Source organism: Pseudomonas sp. LBUM1663 (assembly GCF_059695905.1).
Genome location: NZ_CP166792.1, coordinates 2,332,336 through 2,350,385, shown reverse-complemented (window position 1 = coordinate 2,350,385; position 18,050 = coordinate 2,332,336). Strand labels below are relative to the sequence as shown.

Genomic DNA, 18,050 nt, shown 5'->3' with positions numbered 1-18,050 from the left:
AACCTGCGTAATAGACACAGTCTGCAACTGACAGGCGGCACCCGGGGCCGCTACAATTACCGACTTTGTCGCAACGCTTGGAGCTCAACCTTCCGTGCCCGTTCTGCGTCTACCGCTTCTCCCTGCCGCGGCAGGTAAACAGCACTGGGGCAATCTGCCCGGTGCCGCCCTGAGCCTGGCCATCGCCGAGGCTGCCAGCGCTGCCAAGCGCTTTACCCTGCTGCTGACCGCCGACAGCCAAAGTGCCGAACGGCTGGAACAGGAGCTGAGTTTCTTCGCCCCGGATTTGCCTGTGTTGCATTTCCCGGACTGGGAAACCCTGCCTTACGATCTGTTTTCGCCACACCAGGACATCATTTCCCAGCGCATCGCGGCCCTATACAGGTTGCCGGAGCTGAGTCATGGCGTCTTGGTGGTGCCGATCACCACCGCGCTGCATCGCCTGGCGCCGACCAAATTCCTGCTCGGCAGCAGCCTGGTGCTGGACGTCGGTCAGAAGCTCGACGTCGAGCAAATGCGCACCCGGCTCGAAGCCAGCGGCTATCGCTACGTCGACACGGTGTACGAACACGGCGAATTCACCGTCCGCGGTTCGTTGATTGACCTGTTCCCGATGGGCAGCAAACTACCCTTCCGTATCGACTTGTTCGACGATGAAATCGAGACGCTGCGTACTTTCGATCCGGAAAACCAGCGCTCCATCGATAAAGTCGACACCGTTCGCCTGCTGCCCGCGCGGGAATTCCCGCTGCAGAAAGACGCTGTCACCCGCTTCAAGGCACGCTTTCGTGAGCGTTTCGATGTCGACTTCCGCCGCTGCCCGATCTTTCAAGACCTGAGCAGCGGGATTACACCGGCCGGTATCGAGTACTACCTGCCGCTGTTCTTCGACGAAACCTCGACACTGTTCGATTACCTGCCCCAGGACACGCAGGTGTTTTCCCTGCCGGGCATCGAGCAGGCGGCGGAAAACTTTTGGAACGACGTGCGCAATCGCTACGAAGAGCGCCGCGTCGATCCGTCCCGTCCTTTATTGCCACCGGCCGAGCTGTTCCTGCCGGTGGAAGACTGCTTTGCGCGCCTGAAGAACTGGCCGCGTGTGGTAGCGAGTCAGCAGGACGTGGAAACCGGCGTTGGCCGCGAGCGCTTCCCGGCGCGCGAACTGCCGAATCTGGCCATCGAAGCCAAGGCCACTCAGCCGTTGGCGGCGCTGGCCGGTTTCCTCGACGAGTTCCCCGGGCGCGTGCTGTTTACCGCCGAGTCCGCGGGCCGTCGTGAAGTGCTGCTGGAATTGCTCGAACGCCTGAAGTTGCGACCGAAAACCGTCGACAGCTGGCCGGACTTTGTCGCCAGCAAGGAGCGGTTGGCGATCACCATCGCGCCGCTCGACGAAGGCCTGGTACTCGACGACCCGGCCCTGGCGCTGGTGGCCGAAAGCCCGTTGTTCGGTCAGCGCGTGATGCAACGTCGTCGTCGCGAAAAACGCGCCGATGCCAACAACGATGCAGTCATCAAGAACCTTACCGAGCTGCGCGAAGGTGCGCCGGTGGTGCACATCGATCACGGCGTCGGTCGCTATCTGGGTCTGGCGACCCTGGAAATCGACGATCAGGCTGCCGAGTTCCTCACGCTGCAATACGCAGAGGGCGCCAAGCTCTACGTGCCGGTGGCCAACCTGCACCTGATCGCGCGTTACACCGGTAGCGACGATGCCTTGGCCCCGCTGCACCGCCTCGGCTCGGAAACCTGGCAAAAAGCCAAACGCAAGGCCGCCGAGCAAGTGCGCGACGTCGCCGCCGAGTTGCTCGACATCTATGCCCGTCGCGCCGCTCGCGAAGGTTATGCCTTCGAAGACCCGAAAGCCGATTACGCAACCTTCAGCGCCGGTTTCCCGTTCGAAGAAACCCCGGATCAGCAAACCACCATCGATGCAGTCCGCGCCGACATGCTCGCACCGAAGCCGATGGACCGCCTGGTCTGCGGCGATGTAGGTTTCGGCAAGACCGAAGTGGCCATGCGCGCGGCGTTCATCGCGGTGCACGGCGGTCGTCAGGTGGCGATTCTGGTGCCGACCACCCTCCTCGCCCAGCAGCATTACAACAGCTTCCGCGACCGCTTCGCCGATTGGCCGGTGAGCGTGGAAGTAATGAGCCGCTTCAAGTCGACCAAGGAAGTGAATGCCGCCATCGCTGACTTGGCCGAAGGCAAGATCGACATCGTCATCGGCACTCATAAACTGCTGTCCGACGATGTAAAAATCAAAAACCTGGGGCTGGTGATCATCGACGAAGAGCACCGTTTTGGTGTCCGTCAGAAAGAACAGCTCAAAGCCCTGCGCAGTGAAGTCGACATTCTCACCCTGACTGCAACGCCAATTCCGCGCACGTTGAACATGGCAGTGTCAGGCATGCGCGACCTGTCGATCATTGCCACGCCGCCGGCCCGTCGCCTGTCGGTGCGGACCTTCGTCATGGAGCAGAACAAGAGCACGGTCAAAGAGGCCCTGCTGCGAGAGTTGCTGCGCGGCGGTCAGGTCTACTACCTGCACAACGACGTGAAGACCATCGAGAAATGCGCCGCCGACCTCGCCGAACTGGTGCCGGAAGCGCGGATCGGCATCGGCCACGGGCAGATGCGCGAACGCGATCTCGAACAGGTGATGAGCGACTTTTATCACAAGCGCTTCAACGTGCTGATTGCCTCGACCATCATCGAGACCGGCATCGACGTGCCGAGCGCCAACACCATCATCATCGAGCGTGCCGACAAATTCGGCCTGGCGCAGCTGCACCAATTGCGTGGCCGGGTCGGTCGCAGTCACCACCAGGCTTACGCTTATTTGCTGACGCCGCCGCGTCAGCAGATCACTCCAGACGCGGAAAAGCGTCTGGAAGCGATCGCCAACACCCAGGACCTCGGTGCAGGCTTCGTGCTTGCCACCAACGACCTGGAAATCCGTGGCGCCGGCGAACTGCTGGGCGACGGTCAGAGCGGTCAGATCCAGGCGGTCGGTTTCACCCTGTACATGGAAATGCTCGAACGCGCGGTGAAGTCGATCCGCAAGGGCGAACAACCGAACCTCGATCAACCGCTGGGCGGTGGTCCGGAGGTCAACTTGCGCGTCCCGGCGTTGATTCCGGAAGCCTACTTGCCGGACGTGCATGCCCGACTGATTCTCTACAAACGCATTGCCTCGGCCACCGATGAGGAAGGCCTCAAGGACCTGCAAGTGGAGATGATCGACCGTTTCGGCCTGCTGCCGGAGCCGACGAAGAACCTGATACGCATCACCGCATTGAAGTTGCAGGCCGAACTGCTGGGCATCAAGAAAGTCGACGGTGGCCCGCAGGGCGGCCGGATCGAGTTCGCGGCGCAGACCCCGGTCGACCCGCTGACCCTGATCAAACTGATCCAGGGCCAGCCCAAACGCTACAAATTCGAAGGTGCCACGATGTTTAAATTCATGGTCCCGATGGAGCGCCCGGAAGAGCGCTTTAATACTGTAGAGGCGCTGCTTGAGTGCCTCATTCCGAAAACTGCTTGAAGGACGCCGCATGCGCCTGTTTCGTTTACTGACCGTGTTGATAACCTTGGTCGCCCCTATGGCATATGCCGATGACCTTTATCAGATTGAAATGATTCTGGTCCGCCAAAACGCCGTGCCCGCCATTGTTAGCCGCGCCGCCCCGGAAGACTGGAATGCCGGCGCCAAGCCGATCAGCCCAGACAGCCTGCGCACGCCGAGCCTCAATGGCGAAGTGGAAAAGCTCACCGCCAGCAACGAATACACCGTTTTGCTGCACAAGGCCTGGCAGCAGACCCTCGGTGAAGAGGCCACTAAGGTCGCAATCAGCGAAGGCACCGAACAATTTGGCCAGTTCCCGATCGAGGGCACGCTGAGCTTGAAACTCGGACGCTTCACCGACGTCGACGCCGATTTCTGGGTTAACCAGATCGACGCCAACGGCATGGTCACCGCCAGCGAACGCCTGAAACAGGAAAGCCACACCAAGAACGGCCAGCTGAACTTCCTCGACAATGGCCACCTGGCCCTGCTGATCAAGATCACCTCGCTCACCGCCCCTGCGCCTCGGCCAGTCCCCGATGAAATTCCGGACTGATTGAGTCCATATGTCAGCGACCCTGAGCAAACCCCTGGCACCTTCCTGGGTCAGCCGATTCAAGGAACAGAGCCTGGAGCGTGGCCGTCGCTACGCGCTGGAGAACCGCGTCAGGATCGTCGAGGCCGGCGACTCTACAATCATCGCCGCTTGCGAAGGCTCTGGCGGCAACGTTTACCGTCAGACCATTCGCCTGCGTGAGTCAGCCAAAGCGACCTTGCTGATGGTCGACGCCACGTGCACGTGCCCGGTTCACGCCAACTGCAAACATTGCGCAGCGGTGCTGCTGAAGGTTCAGGAAACCCTCGCCTATCCCGCCGCCGCACAAGACGCCGAGCTGCTGGAAAAACTGCAGGCTGTGCTGGAAAACCGCAGCCCGAAGGCGCCACCCCAAGTGCTGGTGGATAACGTGCAACCAGTGCCGCGCCTGTGGCTGGCGAGCATCGAGTTCAGCGCCTTCGAACCACGCAACGGCAAAATGCAGCGCTACATCCAGCATCGTGCGGCGTTGTCGTTCAGCTATCTGGATGAATACGTTTCCGGGCAGAAGAACGCCGACGTACTGATTCGCCAGGAAACCCAGACGCTGCGGATAAAACGCCACCCGGAAGTCGAACAGACTTACCGGGAGCAGCTGCGAATCCTCGGTTTCAAAGTCGCCACCCGCCAAAGCAAAGCCCTGCCGGAAAGTGCTGGCGAACTTTATGAGATGGTCAACGACAGCGCCTGGCTGACTTTCACCCTCAACGAACTGCCGAAGCTGCGCACTCAAGGCTGGGAGCTGCAGATCGACGAAGATTTCGGTTTCGACCTGACCGCCGTGGACGACTGGTACGCCACCGTCGAGCAGGCACCGGAGCGCGACTGGTTTGATCTGGAGCTGGGGATCATCGTCAACGGCGAGCGCTTGAGTTTGCTGCCGATCCTGCTGAACCTGATGCGCTCCCACACCGAAATTCTCAATCCGGAACGCCTCGCCCGCCGACGCGACGACGAATTGATTCTGGTGAATATCCCCAACCGCCCGAATTCCGAGTACGGCCCTTTGCAGGTCGCCCTGCCCTTCGGCCGGTTGAAACCGGTGTTGGCGACACTTGGCGAGTTCTACCTGCAAGAACCCGGCGAAACCACGCTACGCCTGAGTAAGGCCGACGCCACGCGCCTGAATCCGCTGGAAGGCATGCCGCTGCTTTGGGAAGGTGGCGAGCAGATCCGCACGTTTGCCCAGCGCCTGCGGGACATCAAGGACTACACCGCGACAGCCCCCGAAGGCTTGAACGCGACCTTGCGCCCGTATCAGCTGGAGGGCTTGAGCTGGATGCAGTCGCTGCGGCAACTGGAAGTCGGCGGAATTCTCGCGGACGACATGGGCCTGGGTAAAACCCTACAGACGCTGGCGCATATTCTTAGTGAGAAGAACGCCGGACGCCTCGACCGGCCGTGCATGGTGGTGATGCCCACCAGCCTGATCCCGAATTGGCTCGACGAAGCCGCGCACTTCACGCCACAGCTCAAAGTGCTGGCGCTGTACGGCGCCAGTCGCAAAAAACACTTTGATCACTTGACCGATTACGACGTGATCCTCACCACCTATGCACTGCTGCCCAAGGACGTCGAACGCCTGGCCACGCAGCCCCTGCACGTGCTGGTGCTGGACGAAGCGCAATACATCAAGAACCCCAACAGCAAGGCCGCCCACGCGGCCCGCGAGCTGAATGCGCGTCAGCGCCTTTGCCTGAGTGGCACGCCGCTGGAAAACCACTTGGGTGAGCTGTGGTCGCTGTTCCACTTCCTCCTGCCTGGCTGGCTTGGTGACGTTAAAAGCTTCAACCGCGATTACCGCGTACCGATTGAAAAGCGCGCCAGTGAAGTCAGACTTCAGCACCTCAACGGTCGGATCAAACCGTTCCTGCTGCGCAGGACCAAGGAGCAGGTCGCGACGGAATTGCCGCCGAAGACCGAAATCATCCACTGGGTCGAACTCAACGAAGCCCAGCGTGATGTCTATGAAACCATGCGCCTGGCGATGGACAAGAAAGTCCGCGATGAGATTACTCGCAAAGGCGTGGCGCGCAGCCAGATCATCATTCTTGAAGCGCTGCTGAAACTGCGCCAGGTGTGCTGCGATTTACGCCTGGTCAGCGATGCCGTGCCGCCGACTCGCGGCAGCACCTCGGGCAAGCTCGACAGCCTGATGGAAATGCTGGACGAGCTGTTTGAGGAAGGACGGCGGATTTTGCTGTTTTCGCAGTTCACGTCGATGTTGGCGTTGATCGAGGTCGAACTGAAGAAACGCGGTGTTGAATACGCGTTGCTGACGGGACAGACCCGTGACCGCCGCGCCCCCGTGAAGGACTTTCAGAGCGGCAAACGTCAGATCTTTCTGATCAGCTTGAAAGCGGGCGGTGTCGGCTTGAACCTGACGGAAGCGGATACGGTGATCCATTACGATCCGTGGTGGAACCCGGCGACGGAAAATCAGGCGACAGACCGGGCGTATCGCATCGGCCAGGAGAAGCCGGTGTTCGTCTACAAGATGATTGCCCGCGGCACGGTGGAAGAGAAAATTCAGCACCTGCAAAAGGAAAAATCCGACCTGGCGGCCGGTGTCCTGGATGGGCGCAAGACCGGGGACTGGAAGTTGCAGAGCGATGATATTGAAGCGTTGTTTGCGCCGTTGCCGGATAAGCTCGAGAAGCGCTGAGATCTGTGTCGCCTGGTAGATCGCCATCGCGGGCAAGCCACGCTCCCACAGGTTCAGCGATCATCCTGTGGGAGCGTGGCTTGCCCGCGATAGGTTCAACTCGTCTTCATTTAAGAGATCGGAAATCAGGACTTGAGATTTGGCAACGGCGCAAACAGCGCCTCAATGTCACTCTGCTCAAGCTTCCAGCCAACCGTCGTTCCACCTTCAAGCACCGCCCCGGCCAGTGCGGCCTTCTCCAACTGCAATGCCTGAATTTTTTCTTCTACGGTGCCACGGGCTATTAGCTTGTAGACGAACACAGGTTTGTTTTGCCCGATCCTGTAGGCCCGATCAGTCGCCTGGTTTTCGACCGCCGGATTCCACCAGGGATCGAAATGGATGACCGTATCCGCTGCTGTCAGGTTCAGACCTGTGCCGCCAGCCTTCAAACTAATCAGAAACAGCGGCACTTTACCGCTCTGAAAATCCTTGACCGGTGTGCGCCGATCCGTCGTCTCACCTGTCAACAACGAGTAGCCCTGACCACGTTGCTGCAACTCTTCCTCAATCAAGGTGAGCATCGAAGTGAACTGTGAAAACAGCAAAACCTTGCGGCCTTCATTGAGCAACTCTTCCAGCATCTCCATCAGGCTGACCAGTTTCCCGCTGCCAGAGCGAATAGCCTTGGCGGTGAGCGGCGTTTTGATCAACCGCAGATCGCAGCACACCTGACGCAGCTTGAGCAATGCATCGAGGATGATGATTTGACTGCGCCCGACACCACTGCGGGCAATTTCGTCACGAACCTTCTTGTCCATTGCTACGCGCACGGTTTCATACACATCCCGCTGCCCATCGCTGAGATCAACCCAATGCACAATCTCGGTTTTCGGCGGTAATTCGGTTGCCACCTGATCTTTCTTGCGACGTAGCAAAAAGGGCTTTATCCGGGCCGTCAGATGTTGCATCCGTTCGTTATTGCCGTGCTTCTCGATCGGCGTGCGGTAGTCGCGATTGAAGGTTTTGCTGTCGCCAAGCCAGCCAGGCAGCAAAAAGTGAAATTGCGACCACAACTCGCCGAGATGATTTTCCAGCGGAGTGCCGGACAGACACAATCGCTGGCGGGCCTGTAGGTCTCGGGCTGCTTGAGCCGCTTTGCTGACCGGATTCTTGATGTTCTGCGCCTCATCGAGAATCAGCACACTCCAGACCTGAGGCTGCAAAACCTCCAGATCGCGCGGCAACAGCGCGTAGGTGGTCAATATCAAGTCGTAGTCGGCAAGGCTCGCAAAGTCTTTTTGCCGCGCCGCACCATGCAGTGCCAAGACCTTCAACTGCGGGGTAAAGCGCTGCGATTCGTCGAGCCAGTTGGGGATCAGGCTGGTGGGCATCACAGCCAGTGCCGGACGATCAAGCCGCCCGGCCTGTTTTTCTGTCAGCAGATGAGCCAGGGTTTGCAAGGTTTTCCCCAGGCCCATGTCGTCGCCGAGAATACCGCCGACCTCCAGTTCTCGAAGGGTTTGCATCCAGTTCAGCCCTTCCAGCTGATAAGGTCGTAGCGTCGCGTTCAGGCCCTCGGGCGCCGGGACATGAGCATGGATCGACTCCCGTAAACGCTTTGCAAAACTGCGCAGTCGTTCACCGCCCTGCCAGACCAGCGGAATGCCTTCCAGCGCACTCAGCCGCGCCGCATCTGGAACACTCAAACGCAACGAGTCGCCCAGGTGTTTACCCAGGTACAACTCGCCAAGGGTCGCCATCAGCGGTTTTATCCGGCCAAAAGGAAGTGCGACTTTGCCACGGGGTTTGCCACCGAAACGCCCATCGCCAAGTTCAATCAGTAGCTGTTCGTCATCATTGCGCTGGGCCAAGCTCGCAGGTTCCATCAACTGTGGCTGGCTACGTAGCAAATGCAGCAGGATGGGCAACAGGCTATGACGCTCGCCGTTGACGACGATGCCCAGCTGCAAATCGAACCACTGGCGCCCCGACTCCTCCTCGACTTCTGCATACCACTGTTCGACGGGGTGCAAGTTGAAGTGAAAGTTATCGCTGATATCGATCAGCCAATTTTTCTCCCGCAGCGCCGGGATGCCATCCTGCACAAAGGCAAGCCAGGCCGCGTCATCCGGCAGGGCGAACATTTCGCCCGGACGATCCAGGTTGCTTTTGCGTGTAGCCTTTTTAAAACCGTGTTTTTGCAGGGCTTGGCGCAAGGCTTTTTCGGCGACAGGGTTGCGTTGGATGCGCTGGGTTTCGGTACCTGAAAGGATCAGCACCTCCGGGTTTCGGTCCGACGTCGGTTGGCCGTTGTAGGTAAACGCCAATGCAGCCCGATGCTCTGGCTCATACTGCCAGCGGATGTAACGCTTGCCGCTGGCGAGCGCCAGGTGAGCCTGAGGAAAAATGCCTTCGACCACCCGTTCCGTCAGGGCGTGCGGAGGTGGTGCTGCCCGGGTCGCAGCGGTCATCCGCTGGCTGAACTGCATCGCCTGACGTGCAGGAATATCGGGAGCCAATGACAAGTGACTGGCCAGCTTTTCATCCAGCTCGCTGAACAGCGGTCCGACTTGCAGCCGCTCGCGATCCAGATAATACAAGGGTTCCAGGGCCAGGATCGTTTCCACTGGCGCTTCGTCGCTGCCCCATTGAGGACGAAAACTGCCATTGGACTGTTCGGCCCAGGAAAATTGACCTGTTCTCCGCATGCCCGGGGTCAGGGGTTGCGGTTGCGGTTGTTCGAGATCGAGGAAAAGGCGCGAGGTTCGCAACAGCATTTCGATAAGTTCGGCGCCACTGCTGCCTTCCAAGGGGTAGCCGGCGTAATAGGCGTGATGGGAGTGAACGGCGACCAACAATCTGGCGATCCGCAGATCCAGTTCAGTCAGGTAACCGGGTTGCCGAATCAGCGTATCCGACAGCGAGTACACCGGCTTGATGTCTTGCAGGCGGCCGTCCTTAAGCTGACGGGCCTTGAAAATTTCCAGCGTCCATTTCCCGACAGAGGGTGTTGCCCTGAGTTTGTAAAACAGGCGCGTGCCCGCTCCCTGCGCCGACTCGTCAGGGGGATTGCTTGCAGAAGGAATACCGTCGATCCAGCGCTCCAGTTCACGATTCAAGTGAACCTGGACGGCACTTTCAGGCGCGTTAACGGGATGTTCTTGCAGGTGATAGATGACTGCGGCGCAGTGCTTGCAATTGAACATGACAGGGCAGGAACAAACGCATTGGAGCTGCGCTTGCCCACGCCGATCTTCAGTGAGCTCAATGACCTGCTCGTATGCCTGCGTCTGGGAGCCGATGCACGCAGCGATAACCATAAGGTCATCAATTTGATGGATCGTTATCCGATCCTCATCCGCGTACCTGCGAGCTTTTTCCAGAGAGCGATGGCTGAACACCTCTGCCCAGGGTAGCGCATGAAGTTGCTCAGTTATTGTGGTCATGAAATCAACACCGCTTGAAACTCATTGAATCGTAAAGCAGCCAAGTACCTCATCCGACCGCGCTGATACTCAACCCGCCAACACCCGCGCCAGCGTCGACTTGACCTTGCCCATCCCATCCTGCAACGCCTGCTCGATCTCGGCCATGGTGATCACCGCCGTGGACTTGCCCGCTGCCGGGTTCACCACCAGCGCCAGACACGCATAATCCAGCTCCAGCTCACGCGCCAATGCGGCTTCCGGCATGCCGGTCATGCCGACGATGTCGCAGCCGTCGCGTTCCAGTTTCGCGATTTCAGCGACGGTCTCCAGACGTGGGCCCTGGGTGCAGGCGTAAACGCCTTGGCTGCTGTAATCGACGTCTTCAGCCGCCAACGCCGCGATCAATTGCTGACGCAGCGCTTCGCTGTAGGGATAGCTGAAGTCGATGTGGGTGACGTGTTCCAGGTCATCGGCGAAATAGGTGTGTTCGCGACCGCTGGTGTAATCGATCAACTGATGCGGCACGCAGAAATGCCCGGTGCCCATTGCGGCATGGATTCCGCCCACGGCGTTGACCGCGATAATCGCTTCGGCGCCGGCCTGTTTCAGCGCCCAAAGGTTGGCGCGGTAGTTCACCTGATGCGGCGGGAAACGGTGCGGGTGACCGTGGCGGGCAAGGAACAGGACTTCCTTGCCGGCGTATTCACCAATCTGCACGTCGGCTGAAGGCGCGCCATAAGGGGTGTCCACCGCCAGTGACTGACGAATGTTCAGGCCTTCGAGTTGAGTCAGGCCGGTGCCACCGATAATCGCGTAAACCGTCATAACGAAAAGTCCTTATTCAATCAGTTGAGCTTCTTTAAGCGCGCCGATGGCGGTCAGCCAGCGCGGATTCTGACGGTATTCAGTGTTGGCATACGACTGGCCACGCATCCGCGTAATGCGCTTGGACGGTTTGACCTTCAAGCGCTGGGCAGCGCTCAAAGCCAGCTCCGCTGCAGCGCGGTCGTTGCACACCAGGCCCATGTCGCAGCCGGCAGTCAACGCGGCTTCGATACGGCTGGCGGCATCGCCTACCACGTGGGCGCCGGCCATGGACAGGTCGTCGCTGAAGATCACACCATCAAATTGCAGCTCGCCGCGCAGGATGTCCTGCAACCAGCGGCGGGAGAAACCGGCTGGTTGGGAATCGACTTGCGGGTAAATAACGTGGGCTGGCATGACGGCGGCCAGTTGCTTGCTCAATCTGGCGAACGGCACCAGGTCGTTGGCGCGGATTTCATCGAGGCTGCGTTCGTCGTTCGGGATCGCGACGTGGGAATCCGCCTCCGCCCAGCCGTGGCCGGGGAAATGCTTGCCGGTGGCGGCCATGCCGGCGCTGTTCATGCCGCGAATGAATGCACCCGCCAGCAGTGCTGCGCGCTCCGGGTCACCTTCAAACGACCGGGTGCCGACGACGGCGCTGCGCTGGTAATCCAGGTCCAGCACCGGGGCGAAACTCAGGTCGAGGCCGACGGCCAGCACTTCGGTGGCCATGATCCAGCCGCACTGCTCGGCCAGGTATTCGGCGTTCGGATTGTCGGCGATGGCGCGCATGGCCGGCAGTCGCACGAAACCCTGGCGCAGACGCTGAACGCGACCGCCTTCCTGATCCACCGCCAATAGCAGGTCGGGACGAATGGCGCGGATCGCAGCGCTCAACTCGCGCACCTGGCGCGGGTTTTCGATGTTACGGGCGAAAATGATCAGGCCGCCCACTTCGGGCTGACGCAACAATTGGCGATCTTCAGCCGTCAGCCAGGTACCGGCGACGTCCACCATCAACGAGCCTTGCAGGCCAGCAGTCATAGAGATTCCTTGATAACGAAAAACCCGGCTCGCACGCGTTCGCCGCCCTGGGCTGTGCCCGGCAGGTCGGCGATATCAATGGGGAGCGGGTTCAGAACGAGAGTCGGCATGGGCGGCTAGCTTAGCGGATGTCAGCCGCCGCGCCCACCCGTGCGCAGCTAAACCTTGGCGGCAGCCGAGGCCGACTTGTTGCGCGGACGCAGTTGCGCAGTGGCCATGGCCGCGTCGGTGACGCCGGTTTCGGCACGCATGCCCGCGGCCAGGAATGGCACCATCAGACGCATCACTTGCTCAATGGAGGTGTTAACGCCGAAATCGGTCTCGGCAATGGCCCGCAACGCCTTGATCCCCGACATGCTGAACGCCGCGGCGCCGAGCATGAAGTGCACGCGCCAGAACAGTTCGATCGGCGGAATACGCGGCGCAGCTTCGTTGACCAGCGTCATGTAGCGGCGGAACACCTTGCCGTACATGTCTTCCAGATAACGACGAAGGTGGCCCTGGCTCTGACTGAACGCCAGCCCCAGCAAGCGCATGAAGATAGACAGATCGTTGCCGCTGCGCGGCTGCACGACGAGGGCTTGCTCAACGAGAATTTCGAGCAGCTCTTCGAGTGTCGGCTTGTTTTCAGGCTTGGACTGGCGCCGCTCCAACTCTTTATCAAGGCTCAGGCAAAACGGCCCGAGAAAGCGCGAGAAGACAGCCTGGATCAGCGCCTTCTTCGAACCGAAGTGATAATTCACCGCTGCCAGATTGACACCGGCTTTGCTGGTAATCAGGCGTAACGAGGTTTCGGCGAAACCTTTTTCCGCGAACAACTGCTCGGCAGCATCAAGAATGCGTTCAACGGTTTCCGACTGGGCCATGGCTACTCCGCCTGACAAACACTTGTTTGAAACATACGTTTCAGCCTGTGCGTTGTCAAGCCTGCCGGTTCGTTTTGGGAATGGTCGGTCAGCTATTTAACCATACATCGGCGAGGCTTTAATCAGCCGGCTGATCGACCGTCCAGCAGCCGGCGAAAAAAGGGGCATTGCCAAGACCGTTTCACTGTATATAATCCCAGTCACTGTATAAAAAGACAGAGCGATCAATATGCTAAAGCTGACGCCACGCCAAGCAGAGATTCTGGCCTTCATCAAACGCTGCCTAGAAGACAACGGCTACCCGCCGACCCGTGCGGAAATCGCTCAGGAACTGGGTTTCAAGTCGCCCAACGCGGCGGAAGAGCACCTCAAGGCGCTGGCCCGCAAAGGTGCGATCGAGATGACCCCGGGCGCGTCCCGCGGCATTCGCATTCCGGGCTTCGAAGCGAAAGCCGATGACTCCACCCTTCCGATCATTGGCCGAGTGGCTGCCGGTGCGCCGATTCTGGCCCAGCAGCACATCGAAGAGTCCTGCAACATCAACCCCGCCTTCTTTCATCCGCGCGCTGACTACTTGCTGCGCGTTCATGGCATGAGCATGAAGGACGTCGGCATCTTCGATGGCGACCTGTTGGCCGTCCACACCACCCGGGAAGCCCGCAATGGCCAGATCGTCGTGGCGCGGATCGGTGACGAAGTGACCGTCAAGCGCTTCAAGCGCGATGGCAGCAAGGTCTGGTTGATTGCCGAAAACCCTGAATTCGCCCCTATCGAAGTCAACCTGAAAGATCAGGAACTGGTGATCGAAGGCTTGAGTGTCGGCGTCATTCGCCGCTAAAGGAGGCTTTATGCAGTTCCCACACACATCACAGCAAGCCCAACTGCCGTTGTTCGAGGCTTTCATGGTGCAGCCGTTGGCGCCGATACTGAAAGAAGTGGTCGAGTTGCCCTGGAGCGCCGAACCCGAAGTCTTCAGCGAGCTTTCACTGCGTGGTGCGACCGGGAACTGCCTGAACCTTCTGGCGCCGATTCTTCGTGAATTGAGTCAGGATCAGGACGCGCGGTGGCTGACACTGATCGCCCCGCCCGCCAGCTTGACTCAGACGTGGTTACGGGACGCCGGCCTTAACCGCGAACGCATCCTGCTGCTGCAACCTCGCGGCACTCAGAGCGCTCAGCAGTTGACCTGCGAAGCCTTGCGCCTGGGCCGCAGCCATACGGTTGTCAGCTGGCTCAACCCATTGAACGCAAACTCACGGCAACAGTTGATCAGCGCAGCCCGTACCGGGGATGCGCAGAGCCTGAATATTCGCTTGGGTTAATGTGTCAACAATGCGCGCTATGCATAGCGCGGGGCTTCTCAAAGGACAGAGAAGCCGGTTCGTAGCCGTATTAGCAGAAAGCGACGAATAGGATCAGTGGAGGATCCGCGAACTCTCATCCGTATTGAATTCGCCTTCAACCAGGCGTCCTGCCATCTGAACACCGACGCTCAACATCGCCTTGGCGACTTCCACGTGTTGGCCCTGCAGGAAAGCCTTGGCATCCTCGGAGAAATCCAAAGTAACCAGAGAACCCTCGTCCTCGGCCCTGCGCAGCTCGATCCGGCCGTCTGGTAACTCGACAATTTCTAGAAAGGACGTTGGCATAAAGGTCTGTTCTCCACGAAAGGCGGGGATTATATAGGCATCGGCCAGGCTTCGCTCGGTAACTTGACCAGCAGCGCTTTTAATCACGCCGCCGGCTCTCAGTCGATCAGCACTCGTTCAATCCTTCGCGAAACCGGATCGCCAGCCCTTTGAGGTTCTGACGCCAGCTCTCCAGCTCTTCGCGACCCAACTCCTCAAGCGCCTCTTCTTCATCCAGGTTAACGGCCAGGATGAGCGGCTGAGTCACGTCGCCCTTGGGTTTATGCGGAGCGCGAGGCGGTTGAAACATCGCCGCGTGAGCCGCCAGCAGCTTGGCCAGCCAGGTTTCCGGATTCTGGGCAAGCTCGAACATCTCAGCCATCTCGGGAATGGCAATGGCCTCCAGCACTTCGCGAGTCAGCAACATCTCTGCCCGAGGCGCACTGGCCTGAGGCAAGCGATAGAAGCCGGCGATTTCATGGCACAGCCCCAGCAACGCACCGTACAGGTGAAACAACGCCGACTCGCGCCCAGCCTGAATCAGCGCCAAGGAATTCATCGCCCGCCCCTCTTCGGCCTTGGCGAGCGCTTCCAGCGACAGGCCGGCGAAATAAATCTTCTGGTTGGTACGGGTATAGAGTTCGTGGGCCATGACGGCAGCCTCCACAACGAAATAATTGCTTCACGCAGGTCAGACAGTGTCGTGGATCAGCCGATCTCACCGCAAGCACAAAACAAAAAGGCCGCATGAAAACCCGAGGGTTGTCATGCGGCCTTTTGTGTACAGCTTCTTTACGCTTTGGCTGCCGGACGCTTGTCTTCGACCGTCCATTTTCCGCCGTCGTAGTACGCCTTCCAGCCAGTCGGCTTACCGTCGACTTCAGTCTGCACGTACTGCTCTTTGGTCTTGCGGCTGTAACGGATCACCGCGGGCAAGCCGTCCGGATCTTTCTTCGGTGCTTCACAGAGGAAGTGGTACTTCGGATCGATCTCATCCTTGTGCGGCACAATTTCGATGACCAGCGGAGCACGCGTCTCGCGGTTTTTCGGGAATTGGCTGGCCGCCAGGAACAGGCCGGAAGCACCGTCGCGCAGGATATAAGTGTCGTTGACCTTTTCGCATTTCAGCTCAGGCATCTTCACCGGGTCCATCTTCGGCGGCGCCGCATCACCGCTTTTCAGCAGTTTGCGGGTGTTTTTGCACGTCGCGTTGGTGCAACCGAAGAACTTGCCGAAACGGCCGGTCTTGAGCTGCATCTCGCTGCCGCACTTGTCGCATTCCAGGCTCGGACCTTCGTAGCCCTTGATGCGGTAGGTGCCCTCTTCGATTTCATAACCAGCGCAATCCGGGTTGTTACCGCAGATGTGCAGCTTGCGCTTCTCATCCAGCAGGTAAGCGTCCATCGCCGTGCTGCAGATCGGGCAACGGTGCTTGCCGCGCAGTACCAGGGATTCCGATTCACCCTCGTCGTCCGCCGCGATTTCATCGCCCGGTACCAGGTTGACGGTAGCCTTGCAGCGTTCTTTCGGCGGCAGGCTGTAACCCGAGCAACCCAGGAACACGCCGGTCGATGCAGTACGAATCTGCATCGGACGACCGCACAACACGCACGGAATGTCAGTCATCACCGGCTGGTTGGCGCGCATGCCGCCTTCGGCGCTTTCGGCTACTTCCAGTTTCTTCTTGAAGTCGCCGTAGAACTCGTCGAGCACGTTTTTCCAGTCGCGTTCGCCCTGGGCCACATCATCGAGGTTCTCTTCCATGCCGGCGGTGAAGCCGTAGTCCATGAGATTGGAGAAGCTCTCGGCCAGACGTTCGGTCACGATGTCGCCCATCTTTTCCGAGTAGAAACGACGATTATGCAGCGCAACGTAGCCACGGTCCTGGATGGTCGAAATGATCGCTGCGTAGGTCGAAGGACGACCGATGCCGCGTTTTTCCATTTCCTTGACCAGGCTCGCTTCCGAGTAACGCGCCGGTGGCTTGGTGAAGTGCTGGGTCGGATCAAGCTTGATCAGCTTCATCGCGTCGCCCTGGGCCATGTCCGGCAGCACGTCGTCATCGCCAGGCTTGGCAATTTGCGGCATGACGCGGGTGTAACCGTCGAACTTCAGGATGCGGCCCTTGGCGCGCAGCTCGAATTCGCCGGCACCGACGGTGACCGTGGTCGACAGGTATTGGGCCGGCAGCATCTGGCAAGCGAGGAACTGGCGCCAGATCAGTTCGTAGAGCCGCTCTGCATCACGCTCCATGCCCGACAGCTTGCTTGGCTCGGTGTTGGCGTCAGACGGACGAATCGCTTCGTGAGCCTCTTGTGCGCCTTCCTTGCTGCTGTAGACATTCGGGTTTTCCGGCAGGTACTTCTTGCCGAACTCGCCTTCAATATAAGTGCGCGCCATCGTCACGGCATCGGCCGAGAGGTTGGTGGAGTCAGTACGCATGTAAGTGATGTAGCCGGCTTCGTACAGACGCTGGGCCATCATCATGGTTTTCTTCACGCCGAAGCCCAGGCGGTTACTCGCGGCCTGTTGCAGGGTGGACGTGATGAACGGTGCCGACGGCTTGCTGCTGGTCGGCTTGTCTTCGCGCTTGACGATGCTGTAGCTGGAAGCCTTGAGCTTCTCCAGCGCGGCCATGGCCTGGGCTTCGTTGAGCGGTTTGAAGGCTTCGCCTTTCTCGCGAGCCACATCGAAGCGCACGGTGGCGCCCTTGGCGGTGCCGAGGTCGGCGTGGACTTCCCAGTATTCTTCCGGGTTGAACGCGCGGATTTCACGCTCACGCTCGACCACCAGCTTCACGGCAACCGATTGCACGCGACCGGCGGACAGGCCACGGGCGACCTTGGCCCACAGCAGCGGCGAAACCATGTAACCCACCACGCGATCGAGGAAACGACGCGCCTGTTGTGCGTTGACACGGTCAATGTCCAGCTCGCCCGGTTTGGAGAAAGCTTCCTGGATCGCTTTCTTGGTGATTTCGTTGAACACCACGCGCTTGTAGCGGCTGTCGTCACCACCGATGGCTTCGCGCAGGTGCCAGGCAATGGCTTCCCCCTCGCGATCCAAGTCGGTTGCGAGATAGATGGTGTCAGCATCTTTGGCGAGCCGGCGCAGCTCTTCTATGACCTTTTCCTTGCCCGGGAGGATCTCGTACTTGGCTTTCCAGCCATGATCGGGATCGACACCCATGCGCGAGACCAGCTGCTTGCGCGCTTTCTCTTTCGGCGTGAGCACCGGACCTTCACCCGCGGCAGCCTTGCCGCGCTTGGCGGCAGGCTCTTTGCTGGCGCTAGCCGAACCGCTGGTGGGCAGGTCTCGGATATGGCCGATACTCGACTTCACCACGTATTGGTTACCCAGATACTTGTTGATGGTCTTGGCCTTAGCCGGGGATTCCACAATGACCAGCGATTTGCCCATGGATCAGAAAATTCCTGAATTCTAGAAGTGAAAGGCGGTTGGCGCCTGACGCG

Annotated in this window: 13 protein-coding genes; 6 read left to right on the top strand and 7 right to left on the bottom strand. The window is 59.5% G+C overall.

Annotated elements, in window-relative coordinates; translation table 11 throughout:
- Nucleotides 1–94: 94 nt before the first annotated feature.
- Genes mfd through ACA075_RS10585 form a run of 3 tightly spaced genes read left to right on the top strand, consistent with a single transcriptional unit; the run spans nt 95 to nt 6,825 of the window.
- Entirely contained in the window at nt 95–3,544 is a 3,450-nt protein-coding gene (gene mfd, locus ACA075_RS10595; protein ID WP_497298402.1) for a transcription-repair coupling factor, read from the top strand.
- Nucleotides 3,545–3,554: 10 nt separating this feature from the next.
- Nucleotides 3,555–4,121, top strand: a complete 567-nt coding sequence (locus tag ACA075_RS10590) for a CsiV family protein (protein ID WP_497298401.1) — start codon at nt 3,555–3,557, stop codon at nt 4,119–4,121.
- A gap of 10 nt (nt 4,122–4,131) precedes the next feature.
- On the top strand, nt 4,132–6,825 hold the full coding sequence (locus ACA075_RS10585; protein WP_497298400.1) for an SNF2-related protein: 2,694 nt from the start codon (nt 4,132–4,134) through the stop codon (nt 6,823–6,825).
- A 125-nt stretch (nt 6,826–6,950) separates the two neighbouring features.
- Here ACA075_RS10585 and ACA075_RS10580 read toward each other — a convergent pair whose 3' ends face one another.
- Nucleotides 6,951–10,013 carry a DEAD/DEAH box helicase gene (locus ACA075_RS10580; protein WP_497298399.1) on the bottom strand — a complete coding sequence of 1,021 codons (3,063 nt, stop codon included), beginning with the start codon at nt 10,011–10,013 and terminating at the stop codon, nt 6,951–6,953.
- Between the two features lie 21 nt (nt 10,014–10,034).
- On the opposite strand from ACA075_RS10580, the gene ACA075_RS10575 reads away from it, so the two are divergent.
- The gene (locus tag ACA075_RS10575; RefSeq protein ID WP_497298398.1) at nt 10,035–10,223 is read left to right on the top strand and encodes a hypothetical protein; all 189 of its coding nucleotides are present in this window, start codon (nt 10,035–10,037) and stop codon (nt 10,221–10,223) included.
- 99 nt (nt 10,224–10,322) lie between these two features.
- Here ACA075_RS10575 and ACA075_RS10570 read toward each other — a convergent pair whose 3' ends face one another.
- The 3 genes from ACA075_RS10570 to ACA075_RS10560 all read right to left on the bottom strand — a co-directional run bounded on the left by ACA075_RS10570 (nt 10,323) and on the right by ACA075_RS10560 (nt 12,949).
- A complete protein-coding gene (locus tag ACA075_RS10570) occupies nt 10,323–11,060 on the bottom strand; it encodes an S-methyl-5'-thioinosine phosphorylase (protein WP_497298397.1) in 738 nt (245 codons plus the stop codon).
- 12 nt (nt 11,061–11,072) lie between these two features.
- Nucleotides 11,073–12,071 carry a beta-N-acetylhexosaminidase gene (gene nagZ / locus ACA075_RS10565; protein ID WP_497299228.1) on the bottom strand — a complete coding sequence of 333 codons (999 nt, stop codon included), beginning with the start codon at nt 12,069–12,071 and terminating at the stop codon, nt 11,073–11,075.
- Nucleotides 12,072–12,241: 170 nt separating this feature from the next.
- Nucleotides 12,242–12,949: a TetR/AcrR family transcriptional regulator gene (locus ACA075_RS10560; RefSeq protein ID WP_497298396.1), complete on the bottom strand. Its 708-nt coding sequence runs from the start codon at nt 12,947–12,949 to the stop codon at nt 12,242–12,244.
- A 229-nt stretch (nt 12,950–13,178) separates the two neighbouring features.
- On the opposite strand from ACA075_RS10560, the gene lexA reads away from it, so the two are divergent.
- Nucleotides 13,179–13,787, top strand: a complete 609-nt coding sequence (lexA, locus tag ACA075_RS10555) for a transcriptional repressor LexA (protein ID WP_046026989.1) — start codon at nt 13,179–13,181, stop codon at nt 13,785–13,787.
- A 10-nt stretch (nt 13,788–13,797) separates the two neighbouring features.
- Nucleotides 13,798–14,271, top strand: a complete 474-nt coding sequence (gene sulA / locus ACA075_RS10550; protein WP_497298395.1) for an SOS-induced cell division inhibitor SulA — start codon at nt 13,798–13,800, stop codon at nt 14,269–14,271.
- Nucleotides 14,272–14,364: 93 nt separating this feature from the next.
- On the opposite strand, the gene ACA075_RS10545 is transcribed toward sulA, so the two are convergent.
- The 3 genes from ACA075_RS10545 to topA form a co-directional block, all read right to left on the bottom strand.
- A complete protein-coding gene (locus ACA075_RS10545; RefSeq protein WP_497299227.1) occupies nt 14,365–14,598 on the bottom strand; it encodes a hypothetical protein in 234 nt (77 codons plus the stop codon).
- Between the two features lie 106 nt (nt 14,599–14,704).
- Nucleotides 14,705–15,229 (bottom strand): DUF6586 family protein, encoded by a 525-nt coding sequence (locus ACA075_RS10540; protein ID WP_497298394.1) that lies wholly within the window; start codon nt 15,227–15,229, stop codon nt 14,705–14,707.
- A gap of 140 nt (nt 15,230–15,369) precedes the next feature.
- Complete coding sequence (gene topA, locus ACA075_RS10535) at nt 15,370–17,997, bottom strand: type I DNA topoisomerase (RefSeq protein ID WP_219096434.1); 2,628 nt, start codon at nt 17,995–17,997, stop codon at nt 15,370–15,372.
- Nucleotides 17,998–18,050: the final 53 nt, after the last annotated feature.

Excerpts from the sequence above, each read along its gene's own strand:
- topA (WP_219096434.1), bottom strand. The coding sequence starts at position 17,997 with ATGGGCAAATCGCTGGTCATTGTGGAATCCCCGGCTAAGGCCAAGACC.
- ACA075_RS10570 (WP_497298397.1), bottom strand. The coding sequence starts at position 11,060 with ATGACGGTTTACGCGATTATCGGTGGCACCGGCCTGACTCAACTCGAA.
- ACA075_RS10585 (WP_497298400.1), top strand. The coding sequence starts at position 4,132 with ATGTCAGCGACCCTGAGCAAACCCCTGGCACCTTCCTGGGTCAGCCGA.
- ACA075_RS10580 (WP_497298399.1), bottom strand. The coding sequence starts at position 10,013 with ATGTTCAATTGCAAGCACTGCGCCGCAGTCATCTATCACCTGCAAGAA.
- sulA (WP_497298395.1), top strand. The coding sequence starts at position 13,798 with ATGCAGTTCCCACACACATCACAGCAAGCCCAACTGCCGTTGTTCGAG.
- ACA075_RS10540 (WP_497298394.1), bottom strand. The coding sequence starts at position 15,229 with ATGGCCCACGAACTCTATACCCGTACCAACCAGAAGATTTATTTCGCC.
- ACA075_RS10545 (WP_497299227.1), bottom strand. The coding sequence starts at position 14,598 with ATGCCAACGTCCTTTCTAGAAATTGTCGAGTTACCAGACGGCCGGATC.
- lexA (WP_046026989.1), top strand. The coding sequence starts at position 13,179 with ATGCTAAAGCTGACGCCACGCCAAGCAGAGATTCTGGCCTTCATCAAA.
- ACA075_RS10590 (WP_497298401.1), top strand. The coding sequence starts at position 3,555 with ATGCGCCTGTTTCGTTTACTGACCGTGTTGATAACCTTGGTCGCCCCT.
- ACA075_RS10560 (WP_497298396.1), bottom strand. The coding sequence starts at position 12,949 with ATGGCCCAGTCGGAAACCGTTGAACGCATTCTTGATGCTGCCGAGCAG.